General features: G+C 37.2%; 15 protein-coding genes. 11 read left to right on the plus strand and 4 right to left on the minus strand.

Annotation, left to right across the window (positions count from 1 at the left end; translation table 11 throughout):
* Positions 1-10: 10 nt before the first annotated feature.
* From H560_RS0100490 to H560_RS23150, 3 genes are all read left to right on the plus strand, one after another.
* Positions 11-343: a HopJ type III effector protein gene (locus H560_RS0100490; protein WP_027378215.1), complete on the plus strand. Its 333-nt coding sequence runs from the start codon at positions 11-13 to the stop codon at positions 341-343.
* 342 nt (positions 344-685) lie between these two features.
* Positions 686-1,705, plus strand: coding sequence for a helix-turn-helix transcriptional regulator (locus H560_RS0100495; RefSeq protein ID WP_027378216.1), 1,020 nt, complete (start codon positions 686-688; stop codon positions 1,703-1,705).
* A gap of 71 nt (positions 1,706-1,776) precedes the next feature.
* Entirely contained in the window at positions 1,777-1,914 is a 138-nt protein-coding gene (locus H560_RS23150; protein ID WP_169725959.1) for a hypothetical protein, read from the plus strand.
* A 146-nt stretch (positions 1,915-2,060) separates the two neighbouring features.
* On the opposite strand, the gene H560_RS0100505 is transcribed toward H560_RS23150, so the two are convergent.
* Together H560_RS0100505 and H560_RS0100510 are read right to left on the minus strand one after the other, a co-directional pair.
* A complete protein-coding gene (locus H560_RS0100505; RefSeq protein WP_027378217.1) occupies positions 2,061-3,245 on the minus strand; it encodes a DUF1501 domain-containing protein in 1,185 nt (394 codons plus the stop codon).
* 102 nt (positions 3,246-3,347) lie between these two features.
* On the minus strand, positions 3,348-4,727 hold the full coding sequence (locus tag H560_RS0100510) for a DUF1800 domain-containing protein (protein ID WP_027378218.1): 1,380 nt from the start codon (positions 4,725-4,727) through the stop codon (positions 3,348-3,350).
* A gap of 322 nt (positions 4,728-5,049) precedes the next feature.
* Between H560_RS0100510 and H560_RS0100515 the strand changes: the two genes are divergently transcribed.
* From H560_RS0100515 to H560_RS0100560, 8 genes are all read left to right on the plus strand, one after another.
* Positions 5,050-5,613, plus strand: coding sequence for a hypothetical protein (locus H560_RS0100515; protein WP_027378219.1), 564 nt, complete (start codon positions 5,050-5,052; stop codon positions 5,611-5,613).
* Between the two features lie 113 nt (positions 5,614-5,726).
* The gene (locus H560_RS0100520; RefSeq protein WP_027378220.1) at positions 5,727-6,776 is read left to right on the plus strand and encodes a glucokinase; all 1,050 of its coding nucleotides are present in this window, start codon (positions 5,727-5,729) and stop codon (positions 6,774-6,776) included.
* Positions 6,777-6,925: 149 nt separating this feature from the next.
* Positions 6,926-7,492 carry a YceI family protein gene (locus H560_RS0100530; RefSeq protein WP_027378221.1) on the plus strand — a complete coding sequence of 189 codons (567 nt, stop codon included), beginning with the start codon at positions 6,926-6,928 and terminating at the stop codon, positions 7,490-7,492.
* A gap of 78 nt (positions 7,493-7,570) precedes the next feature.
* On the plus strand, positions 7,571-8,206 hold the full coding sequence (locus H560_RS0100535; RefSeq protein WP_027378222.1) for a YceI family protein: 636 nt from the start codon (positions 7,571-7,573) through the stop codon (positions 8,204-8,206).
* 373 nt (positions 8,207-8,579) lie between these two features.
* Positions 8,580-9,233, plus strand: a complete 654-nt coding sequence (locus tag H560_RS0100540; RefSeq protein ID WP_027378223.1) for a hypothetical protein — start codon at positions 8,580-8,582, stop codon at positions 9,231-9,233.
* Between the two features lie 64 nt (positions 9,234-9,297).
* A complete protein-coding gene (locus tag H560_RS0100545) occupies positions 9,298-9,939 on the plus strand; it encodes an alpha/beta hydrolase (protein ID WP_027378224.1) in 642 nt (213 codons plus the stop codon).
* A gap of 107 nt (positions 9,940-10,046) precedes the next feature.
* On the plus strand, positions 10,047-11,390 hold the full coding sequence (locus H560_RS0100550; RefSeq protein ID WP_027378225.1) for an ammonium transporter: 1,344 nt from the start codon (positions 10,047-10,049) through the stop codon (positions 11,388-11,390).
* A 211-nt stretch (positions 11,391-11,601) separates the two neighbouring features.
* On the plus strand, positions 11,602-13,020 hold the full coding sequence (locus tag H560_RS0100560) for an L-serine ammonia-lyase (RefSeq protein WP_027378226.1): 1,419 nt from the start codon (positions 11,602-11,604) through the stop codon (positions 13,018-13,020).
* Positions 13,021-13,242: 222 nt separating this feature from the next.
* Here the strand turns inward: H560_RS0100560 and H560_RS0100565 are convergent, their stop codons facing one another.
* Together H560_RS0100565 and H560_RS0100570 are read right to left on the minus strand one after the other, a co-directional pair.
* Positions 13,243-14,091, minus strand: coding sequence for a prephenate dehydrogenase (locus H560_RS0100565; RefSeq protein ID WP_027378227.1), 849 nt, complete (start codon positions 14,089-14,091; stop codon positions 13,243-13,245).
* 291 nt (positions 14,092-14,382) lie between these two features.
* Positions 14,383-16,662: a cation:proton antiporter domain-containing protein gene (locus H560_RS0100570; RefSeq protein WP_027378228.1), complete on the minus strand. Its 2,280-nt coding sequence runs from the start codon at positions 16,660-16,662 to the stop codon at positions 14,383-14,385.
* Between the last annotated feature and the right edge of the window lie 25 nt (positions 16,663-16,687).

The raw sequence follows: 16,687 nt of genomic DNA on the forward strand, positions 1-16,687 counted from the left end.
TTATTAAAAAATGATCTTGGAACAATTAAAAAACTCCCCCGAAACAATTGAGTTTAAGGAGGTAATCTCCTATATTGATGAGAATTACAATTTCACACCCACTAAATTTACAAATGGTAATACCATAAATGAAGCCGACCAAAATAATGGTTCCTGCAAAGTTTTCAGCTTTGGAAAATTGAATAATCTGTCTAAAGATGAGGTTTTGAATCTTTTTGGAGAGTTTTACAGAGAAGATGTTCTGAAAAATCCAGAAGGAACAGACCATCAGAATATCCGGAATTTCATGGAGTTTGGCTGGGATGGGATTTCTTTTGAAGGGGAAGCCTTGAGTAAAAAATAGTTTTTCGTCATTGCGAACAGACCGGAGGTCTGCGAACGTAGTTCAGAAGTGACGATGCAATCTCTTTAAAATATGGCATGTTTGAGATTGCCGCTCCGCAAGCTCTTGGCGATGACAATCAGAACGAAAAGTGAACTAAAAACCGCCTCCGCGTGAGGGATACGCAAGGTCCGACTGAAAAGAGGAGTTCGGGCTTGGGGCGAAGCCCCGAGCCCGAACCGAAACGAAGTGGAGCCTGAAGCAGCCCGGCCCGGAGTGACGGTGCAGGAAACCTCATAGGTTTTTAAAACCTATGAGGTTTAGAATTGGAAAAACGTAGGGACACGCCCAAATAAAAATAAAATGTCATCAAATAAAAATGCATTAATCCGTTATAAAACCTTAGATAAATGCCTGAAAAATAAATATAGAAAATATACTTTGGAAGATCTCATCGATGAATGTTCCGAAGCTCTTTTTGAATTTGAAGGCAAGGAGTCTTTTGTAAGCAAGCGTACGGTACAGCTGGATCTGCAGAATATGCGAAGCGAGAAATTCGGGTATGAAGCGCCGATTGAGGTGTATGAAAAGAAATACTACCGATATAGCGACCCTGACTACAGCATCCATAATATTTCAGTGAATGAAAGTGACCTGAAAGCGATGAATAATGCGGTTCAGATTTTAAAGCAATTCAAGGATTTTTCAATGTTTAAAGAGATGAACGGGGTCATTCAGAAGCTGGAAGATTCTATTCATTCTACCAGCCAGAAATCCATCATCCATCTGGATAAAAATGAACAGCTGAAAGGGCTGGAACATATTGATATTCTGTATGAATCGATTTTAAATAAGAAGGTATTAAAAATTCTTTATAAAAGCTTTACCGCAAAGGAATCAAATATTTATGTAGTTCATCCGCAGCTGCTGAAAGAATTTAACAACCGCTGGTTTTTAATCTGCCTTCACAAAGGAAAAATGTATAATCTCGCCCTGGACAGAATGGAAAGCATTACTGTTGAAGAAAATCTGGAATATATTGATCATCACCTGGATGGCGACGAATATTTTAAAGATATTGTGGGAGTTACGGTTTCCGATACGATGAAACCACGTAATGTGGTCTTTTTTGTAGATTCTTCCAACGCTCCTTACGTAAAAACGAAACCGCTCCATAAAAGTCAGGAGATAGTAAGTGAAGATGAAAAAGGAACGGTTTTTAAGATTTGTGTCCAGTTAAACTATGAGCTGGAAAGGCTTCTGTTGGGTTTCGGAGATTGCCTGATAGTTTACAAACCCCGCAGACTGCGATTAAGACTGGAGGAAAAATTTAAAGCTGGCAGCCGGAACTATGAAAATCTTATTGTGGAAGATGAAGACTAATTGATATTTTGCCGATCATCATTTTATAATGGCTTGGAAATTGTATTAATTTTTCTATAAAATAAACTATTATGAAATCAAGAATATTAAAAGCGGTAGTAGCTCTTGTGGCCCCATTAGTAATCGAATTTATTGTAAAAAAAATATCAGAAAAGCTGGATAAGAAAAAGCCGGCAACGGAGCCTAAACAGCTTCCGTCACCCCACTAAAGTAGTTCGAATTTAAAATTATAGAAAAGAGACTGTTCATTGAAGCAGTCTCTTTTTATATTGTGTGGCTTCGAGAGCCTCAGCCACCGTTATGCATGTTTACAAATAACAATTTGAAGGCTGAGACTCTCGAAGCCACATATTATTTATATAAAATCATACACTCCGTTTTTCCAGCCGAGAACTTTTCCGGAGTCTGCTTTGAGCCAGTTTTTCAGGATGGTTGCATAGACTTTCCGGAAATCTTCGGTGTAAATCAAATCTCCTTCATTTAAATTTTGTAAATCGGGAAGAGTATTCAGAAGTCCTTTCCTTTTCAGTCCGCCACTGATGAAAAACATTTGGTTGGCTGTCCCGTGATCGGTTCCATTACTGGCATTTTGAGCTACACGACGGCCGAATTCAGAGAACGTCATCAGCAGAATGTCATCAAAAAGCCCGTTGCTTTTCATATCTGCAACAAAGGATTTTACAGCTTCATTTATATCATTGAACAGTTTTTTCTGGCGGTCATTCTGATTCACGTGGGTATCAAAACTTCCTACGGAAAGATAATAAACCCTTGTATTGATATCAGATTTAATCAAAGAAGCAACTGTTTTAAAATCTTTTCCCAATTGTGAATTCGGGTAAGTCTGGTCTGTTTTTTTGGTTTTGCTTTTTTCGAAAATATAATCTGCATTATTGATGGTTGAACCTAAAGTCTGGTATAAATATGAAACCGTTTCATCATCATGATGGTGGTCATACAGAGATTTGAAATACTTTTCCTGGCTGGTCTGGTATAATCTTTTTGGGTCTTTGAAGGCAAAAGCTTTATTATTTTCACCTTTTAAGGCTAAGCTAAGCATATCATCCACTTCCAATGCCTGCGTAGGATGGTCGCAACGGTAGCATTCTTCATCCAGGAAACGCCCCAGCCAGCCTGTTTCCAGATATTCGTCGCTTTTACTGGCAGAATGCCAGATGTCCATGCTTCGGAAATGGGATTTATCAGGATTCGGATAGCCTACATTATTCATTACTGAAAGCTCGCCGTTATCATGAAGCTCTTTAAAATAGGATAGGGCAGGGTTAATTCCTGCTTCATCGTTCAGCTGTAAAGAATCTTTGATCGCAATGCTGTTTCTTTCTTTGAAGTAAATATCATTTTTTGTAGGAATAATTGTATTTAGACCATCATTACCGCCTGTAAACTGAAGCACCACCAATATCTTCTGATTGGGTTCTAAGGCTTCATCAAATGTCATGGCTTTCAGAAAATTAGGTATCAGAAATGATGCGGTAGCCAATGAACTTATTTTTAGGAATTCTCTTCTTTTGATTAACATAAAGTTAGGTTTTAGGTAATAGATAATAGGTTACAGATTTTAGGTTGCAGTTTACACTTGTATTAAGTGTCAGCTAAAATCTGCCACAATTGCTGTATCAAATCACATTAACTGATATTCCGGTGTAGACATTAAGTTAATGATATTCATTTTCACGCTTTTATCTGAGAAATTTTTTATAGAATTCATATCCATTGATTTTGAATTTTGAATTAAATAATCTTCACAGTTTTTACCGGCAAAAACTTTTTCCACCCGGGACCAATCGATCTGTATATTTGGATTTTTGAAAGTTTTGTTCAATGCAGTTTCTCGGGATTTCATTCCCATATCTATGTCGTCATCCGGTCTTGGGGAGTACTCCAAAGGCCGTAAACCGGACCAGATCTGTGGAATCTGCAGTCTCAGCATCAAGGTGGAGCTGTCAATCCACGATTTTCCGTTGGGCCAGCCGGCAACATTCGGTGGATAGAGGAGCATTTGTCCCAGTAATTTCTGATAAACAATAAGATTTTCCGGGTTTTGAATATTCATCGGGAGAGTTCGCATGATCCCTGCCATAAGCTCAATGGGAGATTTTATCCTGTTTCCGATGTTCTTTTTATCATAAAACCATGAGCTTGAAAAGATTTCGGTCATTAGTTTTTTAATATCATATCCTGATTGATAAAAATTCTCGCTCAGTTTGCTTACAATAGCCTCATCCACAATTTCATTAACGAAAAATTTATAAATTTTTGCGGTGATAAATTTTGCGGTAGCTTTTTGTTCAAGAATAATATTCAAAACATCAGAACCTGTAAAGTTTCCTGTTTTCCCGAGAAAGGTTTTTGTGCCTTCATCATGCTGCTTTTTTCTTTCTACAAAGTTTCCTTCTTTATCAAATCCCCATCCTGTAAAAGCTCTGGCGCCTTCCCTGATGTCCTTTTCTGTGTAATTTCCCCTTCCCATGGTAAATAATTCCATGACTTCACGGGCAAAATTTTCATTGGGATGATCTTTTTTATTTTGTTGATTATTTAAAAAACTAAGCATGGCAGGAGCCTGGCTCACCTCAAACAGAAGATCTTTAAAGCTGCCTAATGCATTTTTCCTGATTACATTTAAAATCTGCCTGTTGAATTTGGGGTTTTGTACCCTTGAAGCAAAATGTCCGTGCCAGAAAAAGGACATTTTTTCTCTCAGCTGATCTTTACTGTTGACCATTTTATCAAGAAAATTAAGGTTCAGCTCGAGATTCTGCTCTCTGTTGATCTTCTGGATTTCTTTTCGTTTTTCCGCAGGGGATTTATCATTCATGTAATCCACAGTCTCCACATCCGGGGTGTCATAATTGATATAGGTAAATGTCTCTTCCTTAAAAAGATCATTGATTAAGGTCTTTATATCCTTTTTATCCAGATTTTCAAGTTGATTGATTCCTGCACCAAAACCTGCACGCCACAGAAGATGTTTATTATTGATTAATGAAGGAACTGTCATATTTTGTTTTATTTTTTGATACTGATTAATAAAAAAGGTTAAAAATTAAAACGGTTAAGAATTGTTAATATTACTCTAAGTTTTTGATAATTAGGAAGCTGGGAGCTCGAGCGGGAAGTTTGTGGTACAATATTACTTCCAGCCTCCGTCTTCTAGCTTCCGGCCTTCAGAATATTTACTTAAACAATCATTTAAATTTTACTAAAATTAATTCGCTGATTTTCATTATTTTGTGAATTTTATTAATGTTAAATTGAAAAAAACGGCTTTGCTTGGCATGATTTTTACATCCTAGTGTTTAGTAAAATTAAAAATCAGAGTTATGAAAATGTTTAAACAGGCAATTGTACTGGCCGGTATTTTAACGGCAGGCGTTGTAAGCGCACAAAGTGCACAGATGAACAATATGATCAAGGTGGGTGCTAATGCTGGTTTGGCTGTTCCTGCAGATAATGTTTCTGCTTCTGTGGGCGTGGATGTAGCTTATCAGAACCTTATTACCCCGGGATTCGGGTTAGGTATTGCAACAGGATATACTCATTATTTTGGAAAAGATAATAACGGATATGATAATAATGATGTAGGTGTAGTTCCTGTAGGAGCTTTGATAAGAATTTATCCTAAGCAGACAGGATTTTATTTCGGTACAGATTTAGGATACGGATTCCTTATAGGAGATGAAAAAGTTGCATCAAACAATGCGCTTGACAGACCGGACGGAGGTTTCTACATCAAGCCGGAAATCGGGTACCACAACAGAGACTGGAATTTCTTTGTGCAGTATCAGAAAGTATTTGTAGGTGATAAAGGCGATTTGCCGAATCAGGACTACAATGTGGGAAACCTGGGAGTAGGATTCTCTTATAATATTCCATTAGGGAAGTAGTTAGATTTAATATAAACAATTATTAACCAAACCTTTTCAGAAACTTGGAAAGGTTTTTTCCTTCCCTGCAAGATTTACAAAAAGTATTATTATATTTGATAAAATTTGAGGTTATGATTTTGAATCCAAAATTCCCACTTTATTTACCAGGAGTGAAAAACGATAGCAATGATAACGTCTCTATCATTGGTGCAAACCTACGTGAGGATATTACAACTTTAGGTTATTTTGTTTCCAGTAACGGAGGTCTTGAGATGAAGATCCAGAATACTTATCCTACCAAAGAATATGCTTCTTTTACAGATATTCTGAAGAAGTTTGTTCAGGATAACCAGCTGGAGAATGCAAAAAGGCTGGCAATGGCTGTGCCGGGGCCCGTTCTTTACGGGAAAAGTAGTCCTGCAAGGCTGGGATGGAATCTTGATGTTGACGATTTTAAAAGAGATTTTGATTTTGAAAGAATAGATATGCTGAACGACCAGGAAGCATCCGCTTACGGAATGGCACTTTTGGAAGACAGTGATCTGGATCCTATCTATACCAGCGGTCATCTTGAGAAAGGAAATGTGGCTATTCTGGCTCCGGGAAATGGTTTGGGTGAAGCCGGATATTTCTTTGACGGGAAATATTTAAGACCATTTGCAACGGAAGGAGGTCACTCGGAATTTTCTCCAAGAACCAATGTGGAGGTAGAATTTTATCAGTTTTTAAATAATATCTACGGAATTGTAAGCTGGGAAAATGTACTTTCCAAGACAGGTTTGTTCAATATTTACAGATTTTTAAGAGATGTAAAAAGACATCCTGAACCGGAGTGGCTGGCTGAAAAGCTGTCTAATGGTAATTTTGTGGAAGAACTATTTAAAGCTGCAATGGAAGAAGATGTTCTGATCTGCAAAATAGCTTTGGATACTTTCCTGGAATTCCTTGCGAGAGAAGCCAATAACTTAACGTTAAAACTGAAAGCTACCGGTGGACTTCTGATTTCAGGAGATATTCCGCAGGCAATACAGCAGTATATCAATAAAGATAAATTCTACGAAAAATTCAAGATCAGTGATAAGATGGAGGAAATGCTGAGAAACATTCCGATATATCTGATCAGACAGAATCATACGGCCCTCAACGGTGCGGCGCTCTACACTGCTTATTATCAAGATTAAAAATATAAACTCCGAACATTCGGAGTTTTTTTATGGATGATATTATTCATGAAAATAATTGTTTTTATTGATGTACATCAACAGGATCTCTTGAGGAAGTTGGCTACATTTGCATCAGTAAATAACAAAACAAGTAATTATTATTTCAAATGAAAAAAATATTTTTATTAGCAGTATTAGCTGGTGGTTTAGCATTCGGGCAATCAAAAAAAGTAGTAGCATCAGACGTACACTGGTGGGGTTATAAAGTAGCAAAATCTGAGGCAAGCTCTCACGATGGTACTGTAAAAGTAAAATCCGGTGATATGGTAATGAAAGGAAACCAGTTAGTAGGCGGAACTTTCGTATTGGATATGACTTCTATCAACGCTACCGACCTTAATGGTGAATATCAGCAAAAACTGAACGGACACCTTAAAAACGGAGATTTCTTCGAAGTTGAAAAATTCCCTACGGCTACTTTCAAAATTACAGGGGTAAAGAAAAATAACGATAAAATCTATAACTCTTTAGTAACAGGAAACCTTACGGTAAAAGGAAAAACAAACCCTGTAACCTTCCCGGCAAAGATTTCTTACAGCAAAGGAGTGGTAAGTTTGGTATCAAACAAATTCTCTTTCGACAGACAAAAATTTGATGTAGCTTACAAGTCTACCATGCAGGATGTTTTTGTGAAAGATGATATTGATATGGTCGTAAAGGTGACTGCTAAATAATTTAATCAAAAAAAGATTGTTAAAAGTGTAGAAGTTCTACACTTTTTTTTATTTTTGTTGAATTGTAAATAAAAAAGAATGAAAAGATTACTATTGTTTGCTATGATGTGTGTAAGCATGTCATTTGTTTTCGCACAAAAGAAAGGAGATAAGGTGGTAAAAGTGACGTCATCAGAGATCAGATGGTGGGGTTACAAGGTTGTAAAAACAGTTCCTACAACACATTCCGGAACGGTAAAACTGAAAAGCGGAAAATTCACATTCGATAAAACAGTTCTGGTAGACGGAGAATTTGTGATTGATATGAAGTCTATCATGGCGGGAGATGTTTCAAGCCAGGATGAAGATATGGTAAAATTAACCAACGATCTTAAAAGCACAAACTTTTTCGAGGTTAAAAAATTCCCTCTTGCCAAGTTTCATTTAACGAAGATTATTCCTTTAGCAAACAGCGAATATAATTCTACAGTGTATGGTGATATTACCATTAAGGGAGTAAGAAAAACCATTACTTTCCCGGCAAACGTTTATATCACGCAGTTTACAGTAGTGATAGAATCTGCTAAGTTCTCTTTAAACAGAAGAGATTTCAAAGTATTCTACCAGTCTTCACTGAAAGATTATTTTATCAAAAACGAAATGGATTTCCAGTTCAGAGTGTCAACAGAGAAGCTTGATAACGAAAACAGAACTCCAGTAAAGAAGAAAAAATAAAGTTTTAAACTTTTTAAATAAAATAATAGAGTGATTTCCTTTGAAGTCACTTTTTTTTTTAATTAAAATTTTAATTAATGCTGTCGTTTTGTTTTATTTATTTAAATCAAATTTTTTGAATATAAATTCTAAATATATACTTGCGGGAATCTAATGAAGAATAATCTTTCTTGCATTTTGTGAAAAATATTTCCTGCATATTTGCAGTACTTACTATTTATGAAGATGTGTGATACAACTAAATAAATTACACATCAATGACAAACAAAATCATTATCATTGCTCTTGCAACATCTGTAGGAGCACGTTCTCAGGTGGGTATTAACACCACGAATCCAAAAGGGGTTTTGGATATTGTATCTAACAACCTACCATGGTCATTCCAAGGCTGGCTGATCCCCACATCATAACCGCGCCCGTGGAAGGGATGTTGGTTTATGACTCAACCAACAAAACCATACGTTATTTTGATGGCGTCTACTGGAGCACCCTTATGTACAGCAAAGAAGAGACAAAATCTAATGAAGGTGTGGTAAAAATCATCGGTGGGGCTGCCGGAGCCAAACCAACATGGAAGAATGTTCCCGCCAACACCACAAAACAGGTAATGTATTCGTTTCCGTTAAGCTATGCGGCATCTCCCACCACCAGCTGGCCGGATAATTCTCCGCCTTCAGATGCGAGGATATTTAAAAATAACAGATTTGTGGAAAATGCCGTAATGGGGCAGATTCATCAATGGCGGATTATAATCAATTACACCAAAGGCTCAAACGCTTCAAGCCAGGATATCCGGTTTATCCTGAGGAATCCGTCTTCAGGATTCTTCTCGGAAACAAGTACGGTAATTCCGGCCAGTAAAACCAGTGGTGTTCTGGTATACAATTTTACTACGGTTGCAGATGGGGTAAGTCTTCCTCCTCCGTTGGGAAATGGCAGCGGATATATCATAGAATGGGTATCTTCTGACCCTATCACTCAATTGTCTATTGACAGTGTTACAAGGGTTTCTTTTCAGAAAAATTAGTTTAAAATCTATAATATTTGTTAAGGGAAAGCATCATTTTGGTGCTTTTTCTTATTTTAGTATTATGAAAATTTACGTAGTAAGCGGTCTTGGAGCAGATTTTAAGGTGCTGGAAAAAATACAGTTTCCAGCGCATCATGAAGTTGTTTTTATTGATTGGCTCATCCCTGATCAAAATGAAACTTTTTATCAATATGTAGAAAGAATGGCTGAAAAGGTAGATGATTCTGAGCCTTTTTATCTTTTAGGATATTCTTTTGGTGGGATTATGGTGCAGGAAATCAATAAATTAAAGCCGGCAAAAAAAGTAGTAATTCTGGGAAGCATAAAATCCGATAAAGAAAAATCCAGATTAATAAAAGTAGGGCAGGTTACAAAAATCCCGAAAATGCTGCCGTTAAGGTTTTTCAATGATAAAACCACAAATGCTTATTCTGTCGTAAGAAAATTATTTGATCCAAAAAACCCGAAGCTGCTTCAATATTTCAGTGTAAGAGATCCGCATTATCTCAAATGGTCCATCGAGAAAATATCTGAATGGAAGTTTGAAGAAAATCCTGACGTTATACAAATTCTTGGCGACAGGGATATTGTTTTTCCTATAAAAAACTCAAAACCTGATTTTATTGTGAAAGGGGGTACTCATCTTTTTCCTGCAACAAAATACAAAGAAGTATCTAAAATTATAGAGGGTGTATTTGAATAAATAGAATAAATTTTATAATTGTATTAAAATTTTAGGGGTTAATTAATAAAAATATCTTTTTTATCAAAAATTATATTTAAATTTGAATGGGTTTAAATATAACTTATATGACTGTAGGCTTAAAATGGATTGTTTCATTTTCTATTATCACTCTTGTTGCGGTGGGCGGATTGTTCTGGAGCCCCATTGTGGATTTCCCGAATAACGGAGAATTTTTAACCGAAGATAAAATAGTAGGTGCCGACGTAGCCTGGATTCTCGCTGCTGCGGGTCTGGTTCTTCTGATGACTCCCGGTCTCTCATTTTTTTATGGTGGAATGGTAGGAAAGAAAAATGTGATTTCTACCATGCTGCAGAGCTTTATTGCTTTAGGTGTCATTTCCATTTTGTGGGTCATTATCGGTTTTTCCCTATCTTTTGGGGATTCTCTGGGCTTTACGATCAACGGCAAGCATTACGGAATTATCGGGAACCCGCTTAGTTATCCCTTTTTCAGCAGGGTAAGCGTTTTACCTCATAAAGCGATGGCTTCTACCATTCCCTTTGTTCTTTTTGCTTTATTTCAGATGAAGTTTGCGGTGATTACGCCTGCACTTATTACCGGATCATTTGCAGAAAGAGTCCGCTTTATCTCTTACCTTCTATTCATGGTGCTTTTCAGCATTTTTATTTATACACCTCTTTGTCACATGGTTTGGCATCCGGACGGGCTCTTAAATAAATATTTTGGAGTTAAAGATTTTGCCGGTGGAACGGTGGTGCACATGAGTGCCGGTTTTGCAGCATTGGCAGGAGCTATTGTTCTTGGAAACAGGAAAAATCCTCATCATAAACCTTCCAATATTCCTTTTGTGCTGTTGGGTACAGGAATGCTCTGGTTCGGATGGTTTGGTTTTAATGCAGGTTCGGCTTTAAGTGCAAATGCAACGGCAGCCACAGCTTTTGGGACAACCACCATCGCGTCTGCTTCTGCTATGATGACATGGATCTTTTTTGACAGGATCAACAGGAGAAAAGTCTCAGCTCTCGGAGCCTGTATCGGGGCGGTAGTCGGTTTGGTTGCCATTACACCGGGATGCGGTTTTGTTTCTATTTCAGAGAGTTTATTTATTGGATTTATTTCAGCTATTGTTTCTAATATAATGCTCAACTGGAAGGCTTTACAGAAAATAGATGATACGCTGGACGTTTTTGCCTGTCACGGGGTTGGCGGAATTATGGGAATGATTCTTACCGCTATTTTTGCGCACGGTGAAAATGCAAGTCTGCTTCACGGCGGGTGGGGCGTATTTGCTCATCACATGATGGCGCTGGTCCTGGTTTCTTTATTTGCTTTTTTTGGGTCATTAATTTTATATAAAATAACGAACAGTATCATCACATTGAGGGTTTCGGAAGAGTCGGAAAATCTGGGTCTGGATCTTTCACAGCATGAGGAAAGTCTTTGCTAAAAGTCAATTGTGAATAGTGAATTCTGCAACGCAACTAAATTTAAATCTAAGAATTGACTCATTGACAATTCACCATTCACAATCATAAAATACCATATTTTAAGTTCATATAGTTTTAATTCTGAAAGTCGGAGGTGAAATTTCATCTTCGGCTTTTGCTTTCAGATTTATCGCGTATCTTTGTGATAAGGAAAAATGATGAATTTTCAATATGGAATCAATATCGGTTTTTGAAATAATAAAAGTAGGAATAGGCCCGTCCAGCTCACATACAATGGGGCCGTGGAATGCAGCTTCAGCATTTATCAGAATCATAAAAAGAGAAAGGTCTGTTGCTGAAGTAAAAGAGGTTTTTCTGGAATTCTTCGGCTCTTTGGCTAAAACCGGAATCGGGCACGGAACGGATATCGCAGGAATGCTTGGCCTGAATGGCGAAGATTTTAAAACAATTGACACTACAAAAATCGATGAAAAGATTGAAAAAATAAAAACCACACAGATCCTTAATCTCGGGGGTGAAAAAGAAATTCCTTTTGTTTACGGGCATCATTTGGTTTTGAACATGCAAAAATCCCTTGATTTTCATCCGAACGGGATGATTTTCAAAGCCATTTTTGAGGATGGTACAGAGCTAATCCAGGATTTTTATTCTGTGGGCGGCGGATTTATCATGAGTCAGGAAAAAAAATCTATTGAAAAACATTGTGTAAGGACATTGTATCCTTGCCATCACGCTTCTGATATTGCAAAATATTGCGAAAAACTTGGTTTAAAAAGAGTTTCGGATTTAATTTTAATAAATGAAGAAAGCTGGAGAACCCAGGAAGAAACAAGGGAAGAAGCACTGTACATTTGGCAGCAGATCAAAGAATGTATTTATAAAGGCGTAAATAAGGAAGGAATCCTTCCAGGCGGACTGAATGTTTCCCGAAGGGCAGCCGGAATCAACAGAAAGTTATTAGGCGAAAAAATCTACAAAAATAAAGATGAATGGTTTCAGCAGGTAGTAGATGCAGAAGAGAATTTTACGAATATCAATAAATGGATTTCCTGCTTTGCACTGGCTGTAAACGAAGAAAATGCAAGTTTCGGAAGAATCATTACAGCTCCTACTAACGGCGCCAGTGGTGTAATCCCGGCGGTTTTAATGTATTCTCAGGCTTTTACTAAATTTACAAGCGATGATGATATTGTAAGGTTTTTACTGGTAGCGGGAGAAATCGGGACTTTATTTAAGAAAAATGCTACCATTTCTGCGGCAATGGGGGGCTGTCAGGCAGAAGTGGGAGTTTCATCGGCAATGGCAGCAGCCGGACTTACAGAAATTCTTGGGGGAAGCGTAGGGCAGGTTCTGATGGCCGCCGAAATCGCAATGGAACATCATCTGGGAATGACCTGCGACCCCATCAAAGGTTTGGTGCAAATTCCTTGTATCGAAAGAAATACGATGGGTGCTATAAAAGCCATTACTGCTGCAAATATTGCTATGGAAAGTGATCCGGTAAAAGCAAGAGTATCACTGGATCAGGTAATCCAGACCATGTGGGAAACCGCTCTTTCAATGAATGACAGATTTAAGGAAACTTCAGAAGGTGGTTTGGCGATTGCCGTGAATGTTGCGGAATGTTAATATAAGTAATGAGTAATTGGCAATAAGTAATTTTGCATGCCAATTTTAATGATAAATCGACATTGGAAACTGAAGCATTAAGAAAATTCTTTTGTTTGAACGCGACTAAAATTTTGAATAAAATAACTTTTAGATTCTCGCGAATTTTTAGATAATATGATTAATTTTTAGCATTCAGTTCCAGGTCTTGAATTTTTGTTTCTTTTGTTCAAGATAAAGAAATCATTTTTTGTCCAAAATTCCCCTAATCTTATTAGCATTAGAAATCAGTTCCTCGAGATATTCAAAGTTTTCCTTTTCCAAAGCAGCTTTAAATTTTCTAAGCTGAAAAATATGCTCATTTAAAACATCCAGAACATTTTCTTTATTTTGTTTGAAGATTGGAACCCACATTTCAGGATGAGATTTTGCCAGACGCACCGTGCTCGAAAATCCGGAGCTTGCAAGCTGGAAAATGGTTTCTTCTTCACGTTCTTTTTCTAAAACGGTATTCGCCAAGGCGTAAGATGTAATATGTGAAATGTGAGAAATATAAGCAGTATGAACATCATGATCTTCTGCATTCATGTAAATAAGATGCATATCTAGGCTTTTGGCGATATTTTCAACCATTTGCAAAGCATCATCCGCGGATTCTTCCTTATTGCAGATCACTCCGGCCTTTCCGGAAAAACTTTCTGAAACGGCGGAAGCCGGACCACTGTTTTCTGTTCCCCACATCGGGTGAAATGCCACGAATCTTGATCTTTTCGGGTGGTCTTTTACGGCATTTACAATTCCGGCTTTCGTGGATCCTGCATCCATTACGGTTTGATTTTCAGAAATAATATCCAAAACACTCGGCAGTAATTTTCTTGCGGCATCCACAGGAATAGCGATGATCACCAGATCGGAATTTTTAATTCCGTATTCCAGATCTACTTTGGCGTCTATTATTTTTAATTCTAACGCCTTATTGAGATGCTCATTATTGTTATCAATTCCGTAAATAAAATCTGCAATGCCTTTTTGTCTTAATTTTAAAGCCATCGATCCCCCGATCAGTCCCGCACCAATTATACTTATTTTCATTTTCCTCTAATTTTTAAAATAAAAAACCCCGTCCGAGGACGAGGTCTGTTTTATATTTACAAGAAATCCTTATCCCAAATCTGAGTTAAAAATTCCATAATAATATGTTCCGTTGTTTGTAATCACAGGACAAAGGTATGAATTTTTTTTAATCTGAGATTAAAAAGTGAATGGTGAATTTTGCTCTGCAAGTGAATTGTCAATTTTAAAATTCACAATGAAATTAATTGATAACGAAGTGAAATTGACTTTTTAAAATTGATTTGCGAAGCAAAATTCACCATTGATATATCAAGGATTACTGATAATTAATGTCGATGGTATGTCCGAAAGCCAAAGGCTTTTTGTGTCGATAAGATTTTTCCAGCTTTTGCTGCTGATCAGCATTAAATCCTGCGAATTAAGGAATTCTTTCTCAATTTTTTTCTCGTTATATAAAGTGATGTGATTGGGCGCCACCTGTTCAATGCTTCTGATGAGTTCCTTTACCTCAATATTGTTTCTGATCTGTCCGGCAACATCCAGAATGATAATTTGAGAATTATTGTTATTAATCAGTCTTTTAGCATATTCAAGAAGATAAAAATCGCTTAAATTAAAGATAGGAACAAAAACCCTGTCCGCAGAATGAAAATCTTTTTCTACCAAAACCCCCACCGGAATCGTCGCTTTATCCAATACCTGGAAAGTAAGATCATCAAAAGCGGAATTGTTGAAAATATTTCCTTTTCCTTTTACTGTATTTAATAATTTTTCTGGATTAATGATTTTTGTAGTAAAACCTAAAAGCCTGCCCAGTAAACTTCCTTCGTACATTGATTTTCCGAGCATGACTAAAAGTAGGTCGTAATTTCCTTTATTGGTAATATTGGTAAGATCATTTTCAACATCGGTAGAAGCCTTGAAAAGGGTAGTGATCTCCAGTTTCAGCTCCTGCGAAGTTTCTACCACATTTTTAAACTGTTCTTTTTCAAAATCCTCTATATCAAAGGCGTGAAGTTCGTCTACAGGCACGATATTCATTACGGTAACGCTTTTGTTGCCGTTCATTTTACGGGTAAGGTTATCGGCCAGTTTTAGAAGTATGCTTCCTGATTTTGCAGTTTCAAAAGATAACAGAACTCTGTATTTTGCGTCATTATCTTCCTGATCTTCTTCCAGCATGGACTTTTTTCCTTTAAAAAGATAATTGATGAGGTCGAGACAAGGGCCGGTCATAAAAGTGGTGAATAATGCCATAATTACAAGCATTGCAAACAATTCCGGACCTAAAACACCCAGATCATAGCCTATATTCAAAACAATAAGTTCGGTAAGTCCTCTTGTATTCATCAAAGCACCGATGGTAAGGCTGTCTTTCCAGCTTAGTTTAAGGAATTTTGCGGTGAGCGCACTTCCTACAAATTTTCCGGTAACGGCTGTAAGGATAATAAAACCGCCTATTTTCCAAAGGTGTGGATCATTTAATAAACCAATTTGAGTCCTTAAACCCGTAAAAACGAAGAATAACGGAAGTAATAATACCAATGCCACATCTTCAACTTTTTCTATGAAAAGATTTCTGAACTTCACATTCTCAGGCATGATTGTACCCGCCATAAATGCCCCGAAAAGCGCATGGATGCCAATAACCTCAGTTGCATAGGATGAAATAATTAAAATCAGGAAGAATACAGCCACCAGACCTTTGCTGATAAAGCCTTTTCCTTTTTGAGATTCTGCGATTCTGGTGAGAAACGGCCTTACTGCTTTGATCATAATAAAAACATACAAAATGGCCATCAGAATCACGAATACCGATCCTGAGAAAGATCCTGCTTTCACAATAGCAATTACAGCCGCCAAAATACACCATGCCGTAATGTCATCTGCTGCTGCACAGGTGATTACAACGGTTCCTATCTTTGTTTTATGAAGATTTCTTTCCTGAACAATCCTGGCCAGAACGGGAAATGCCGTAATACTCATCGCAATAGCTATGAATAAGGCAAACGAGCTAAACTGTATCCCCTCCGGAGCGAATTCTTTATATATAAAATAAGAAAGGCCCACTCCTAAAGCAAAAGGTATAATAATACTGGCATGGCTGATCACTACCGCATCATGGGCTTTTTTTCTTAGAACGCTGAGATCAAGCTCCATCCCGACGATATACATGAATAATATAAGTCCTATCTGGCTCAAAAACTGTAAGTTACCTAATGATTCTTTCGGAAAGATAAAAGCAGAAAGTTCAGGAAAATAAAGGCCGAAAAGTGATGGACCAAGAACAATACCTGCAATCATTTCACCGATTACCGACGGCTGTTTTAATTTTACGCAAATCCATCCGAAAAGCTTGGCTACAAGGATAATAGTAACGATCTGGGCCAGTAAAAGTGCTAAAGGATGGTGAAGATTGGTAAGAAAAGAATCTGTAAAATTCTCCCACATTGTTGTTCCAGTTGCCTTGCTTGGTGCAATATTTTCCCCGATTTCCAGTGTTTTTCCTTCAACAAAAAACCAATACATCAGACAAGAGAAAAAAACTATTGTTGATGCATAAAAAATAATATTTCTGTATTTCCCCAAATTCATGATTCCTTTATTTTTTGCA

Origin of the sequence: Chryseobacterium daeguense DSM 19388 (assembly GCF_000430825.1) — a bacterium.
GTDB classification, from domain to species: domain Bacteria; phylum Bacteroidota; class Bacteroidia; order Flavobacteriales; family Weeksellaceae; genus Chryseobacterium; species Chryseobacterium daeguense.

Bases quoted from the DNA above. Each gene is read 5' to 3' on its own strand.
- H560_RS0100490 (WP_027378215.1), top strand. From the start codon at position 11: ATGATCTTGGAACAATTAAAAAACTCCCCCGAAACAATTGAGTTTAAG.
- H560_RS0100495 (WP_027378216.1), top strand. From the start codon at position 686: ATGTCATCAAATAAAAATGCATTAATCCGTTATAAAACCTTAGATAAA.
- H560_RS23150 (WP_169725959.1), top strand. From the start codon at position 1,777: ATGAAATCAAGAATATTAAAAGCGGTAGTAGCTCTTGTGGCCCCATTA.
- H560_RS0100505 (WP_027378217.1), bottom strand. From the start codon at position 3,245: ATGTTAATCAAAAGAAGAGAATTCCTAAAAATAAGTTCATTGGCTACC.
- H560_RS0100510 (WP_027378218.1), bottom strand. From the start codon at position 4,727: ATGACAGTTCCTTCATTAATCAATAATAAACATCTTCTGTGGCGTGCA.
- H560_RS0100515 (WP_027378219.1), top strand. From the start codon at position 5,050: ATGAAAATGTTTAAACAGGCAATTGTACTGGCCGGTATTTTAACGGCA.
- H560_RS0100520 (WP_027378220.1), top strand. From the start codon at position 5,727: ATGATTTTGAATCCAAAATTCCCACTTTATTTACCAGGAGTGAAAAAC.
- H560_RS0100530 (WP_027378221.1), top strand. From the start codon at position 6,926: ATGAAAAAAATATTTTTATTAGCAGTATTAGCTGGTGGTTTAGCATTC.
- H560_RS0100535 (WP_027378222.1), top strand. From the start codon at position 7,571: ATGAAAAGATTACTATTGTTTGCTATGATGTGTGTAAGCATGTCATTT.
- H560_RS0100540 (WP_027378223.1), top strand. From the start codon at position 8,580: ATGGTCATTCCAAGGCTGGCTGATCCCCACATCATAACCGCGCCCGTG.
- H560_RS0100545 (WP_027378224.1), top strand. From the start codon at position 9,298: ATGAAAATTTACGTAGTAAGCGGTCTTGGAGCAGATTTTAAGGTGCTG.
- H560_RS0100550 (WP_027378225.1), top strand. From the start codon at position 10,047: ATGACTGTAGGCTTAAAATGGATTGTTTCATTTTCTATTATCACTCTT.
- H560_RS0100560 (WP_027378226.1), top strand. From the start codon at position 11,602: ATGGAATCAATATCGGTTTTTGAAATAATAAAAGTAGGAATAGGCCCG.
- H560_RS0100565 (WP_027378227.1), bottom strand. From the start codon at position 14,091: ATGAAAATAAGTATAATTGGTGCGGGACTGATCGGGGGATCGATGGCT.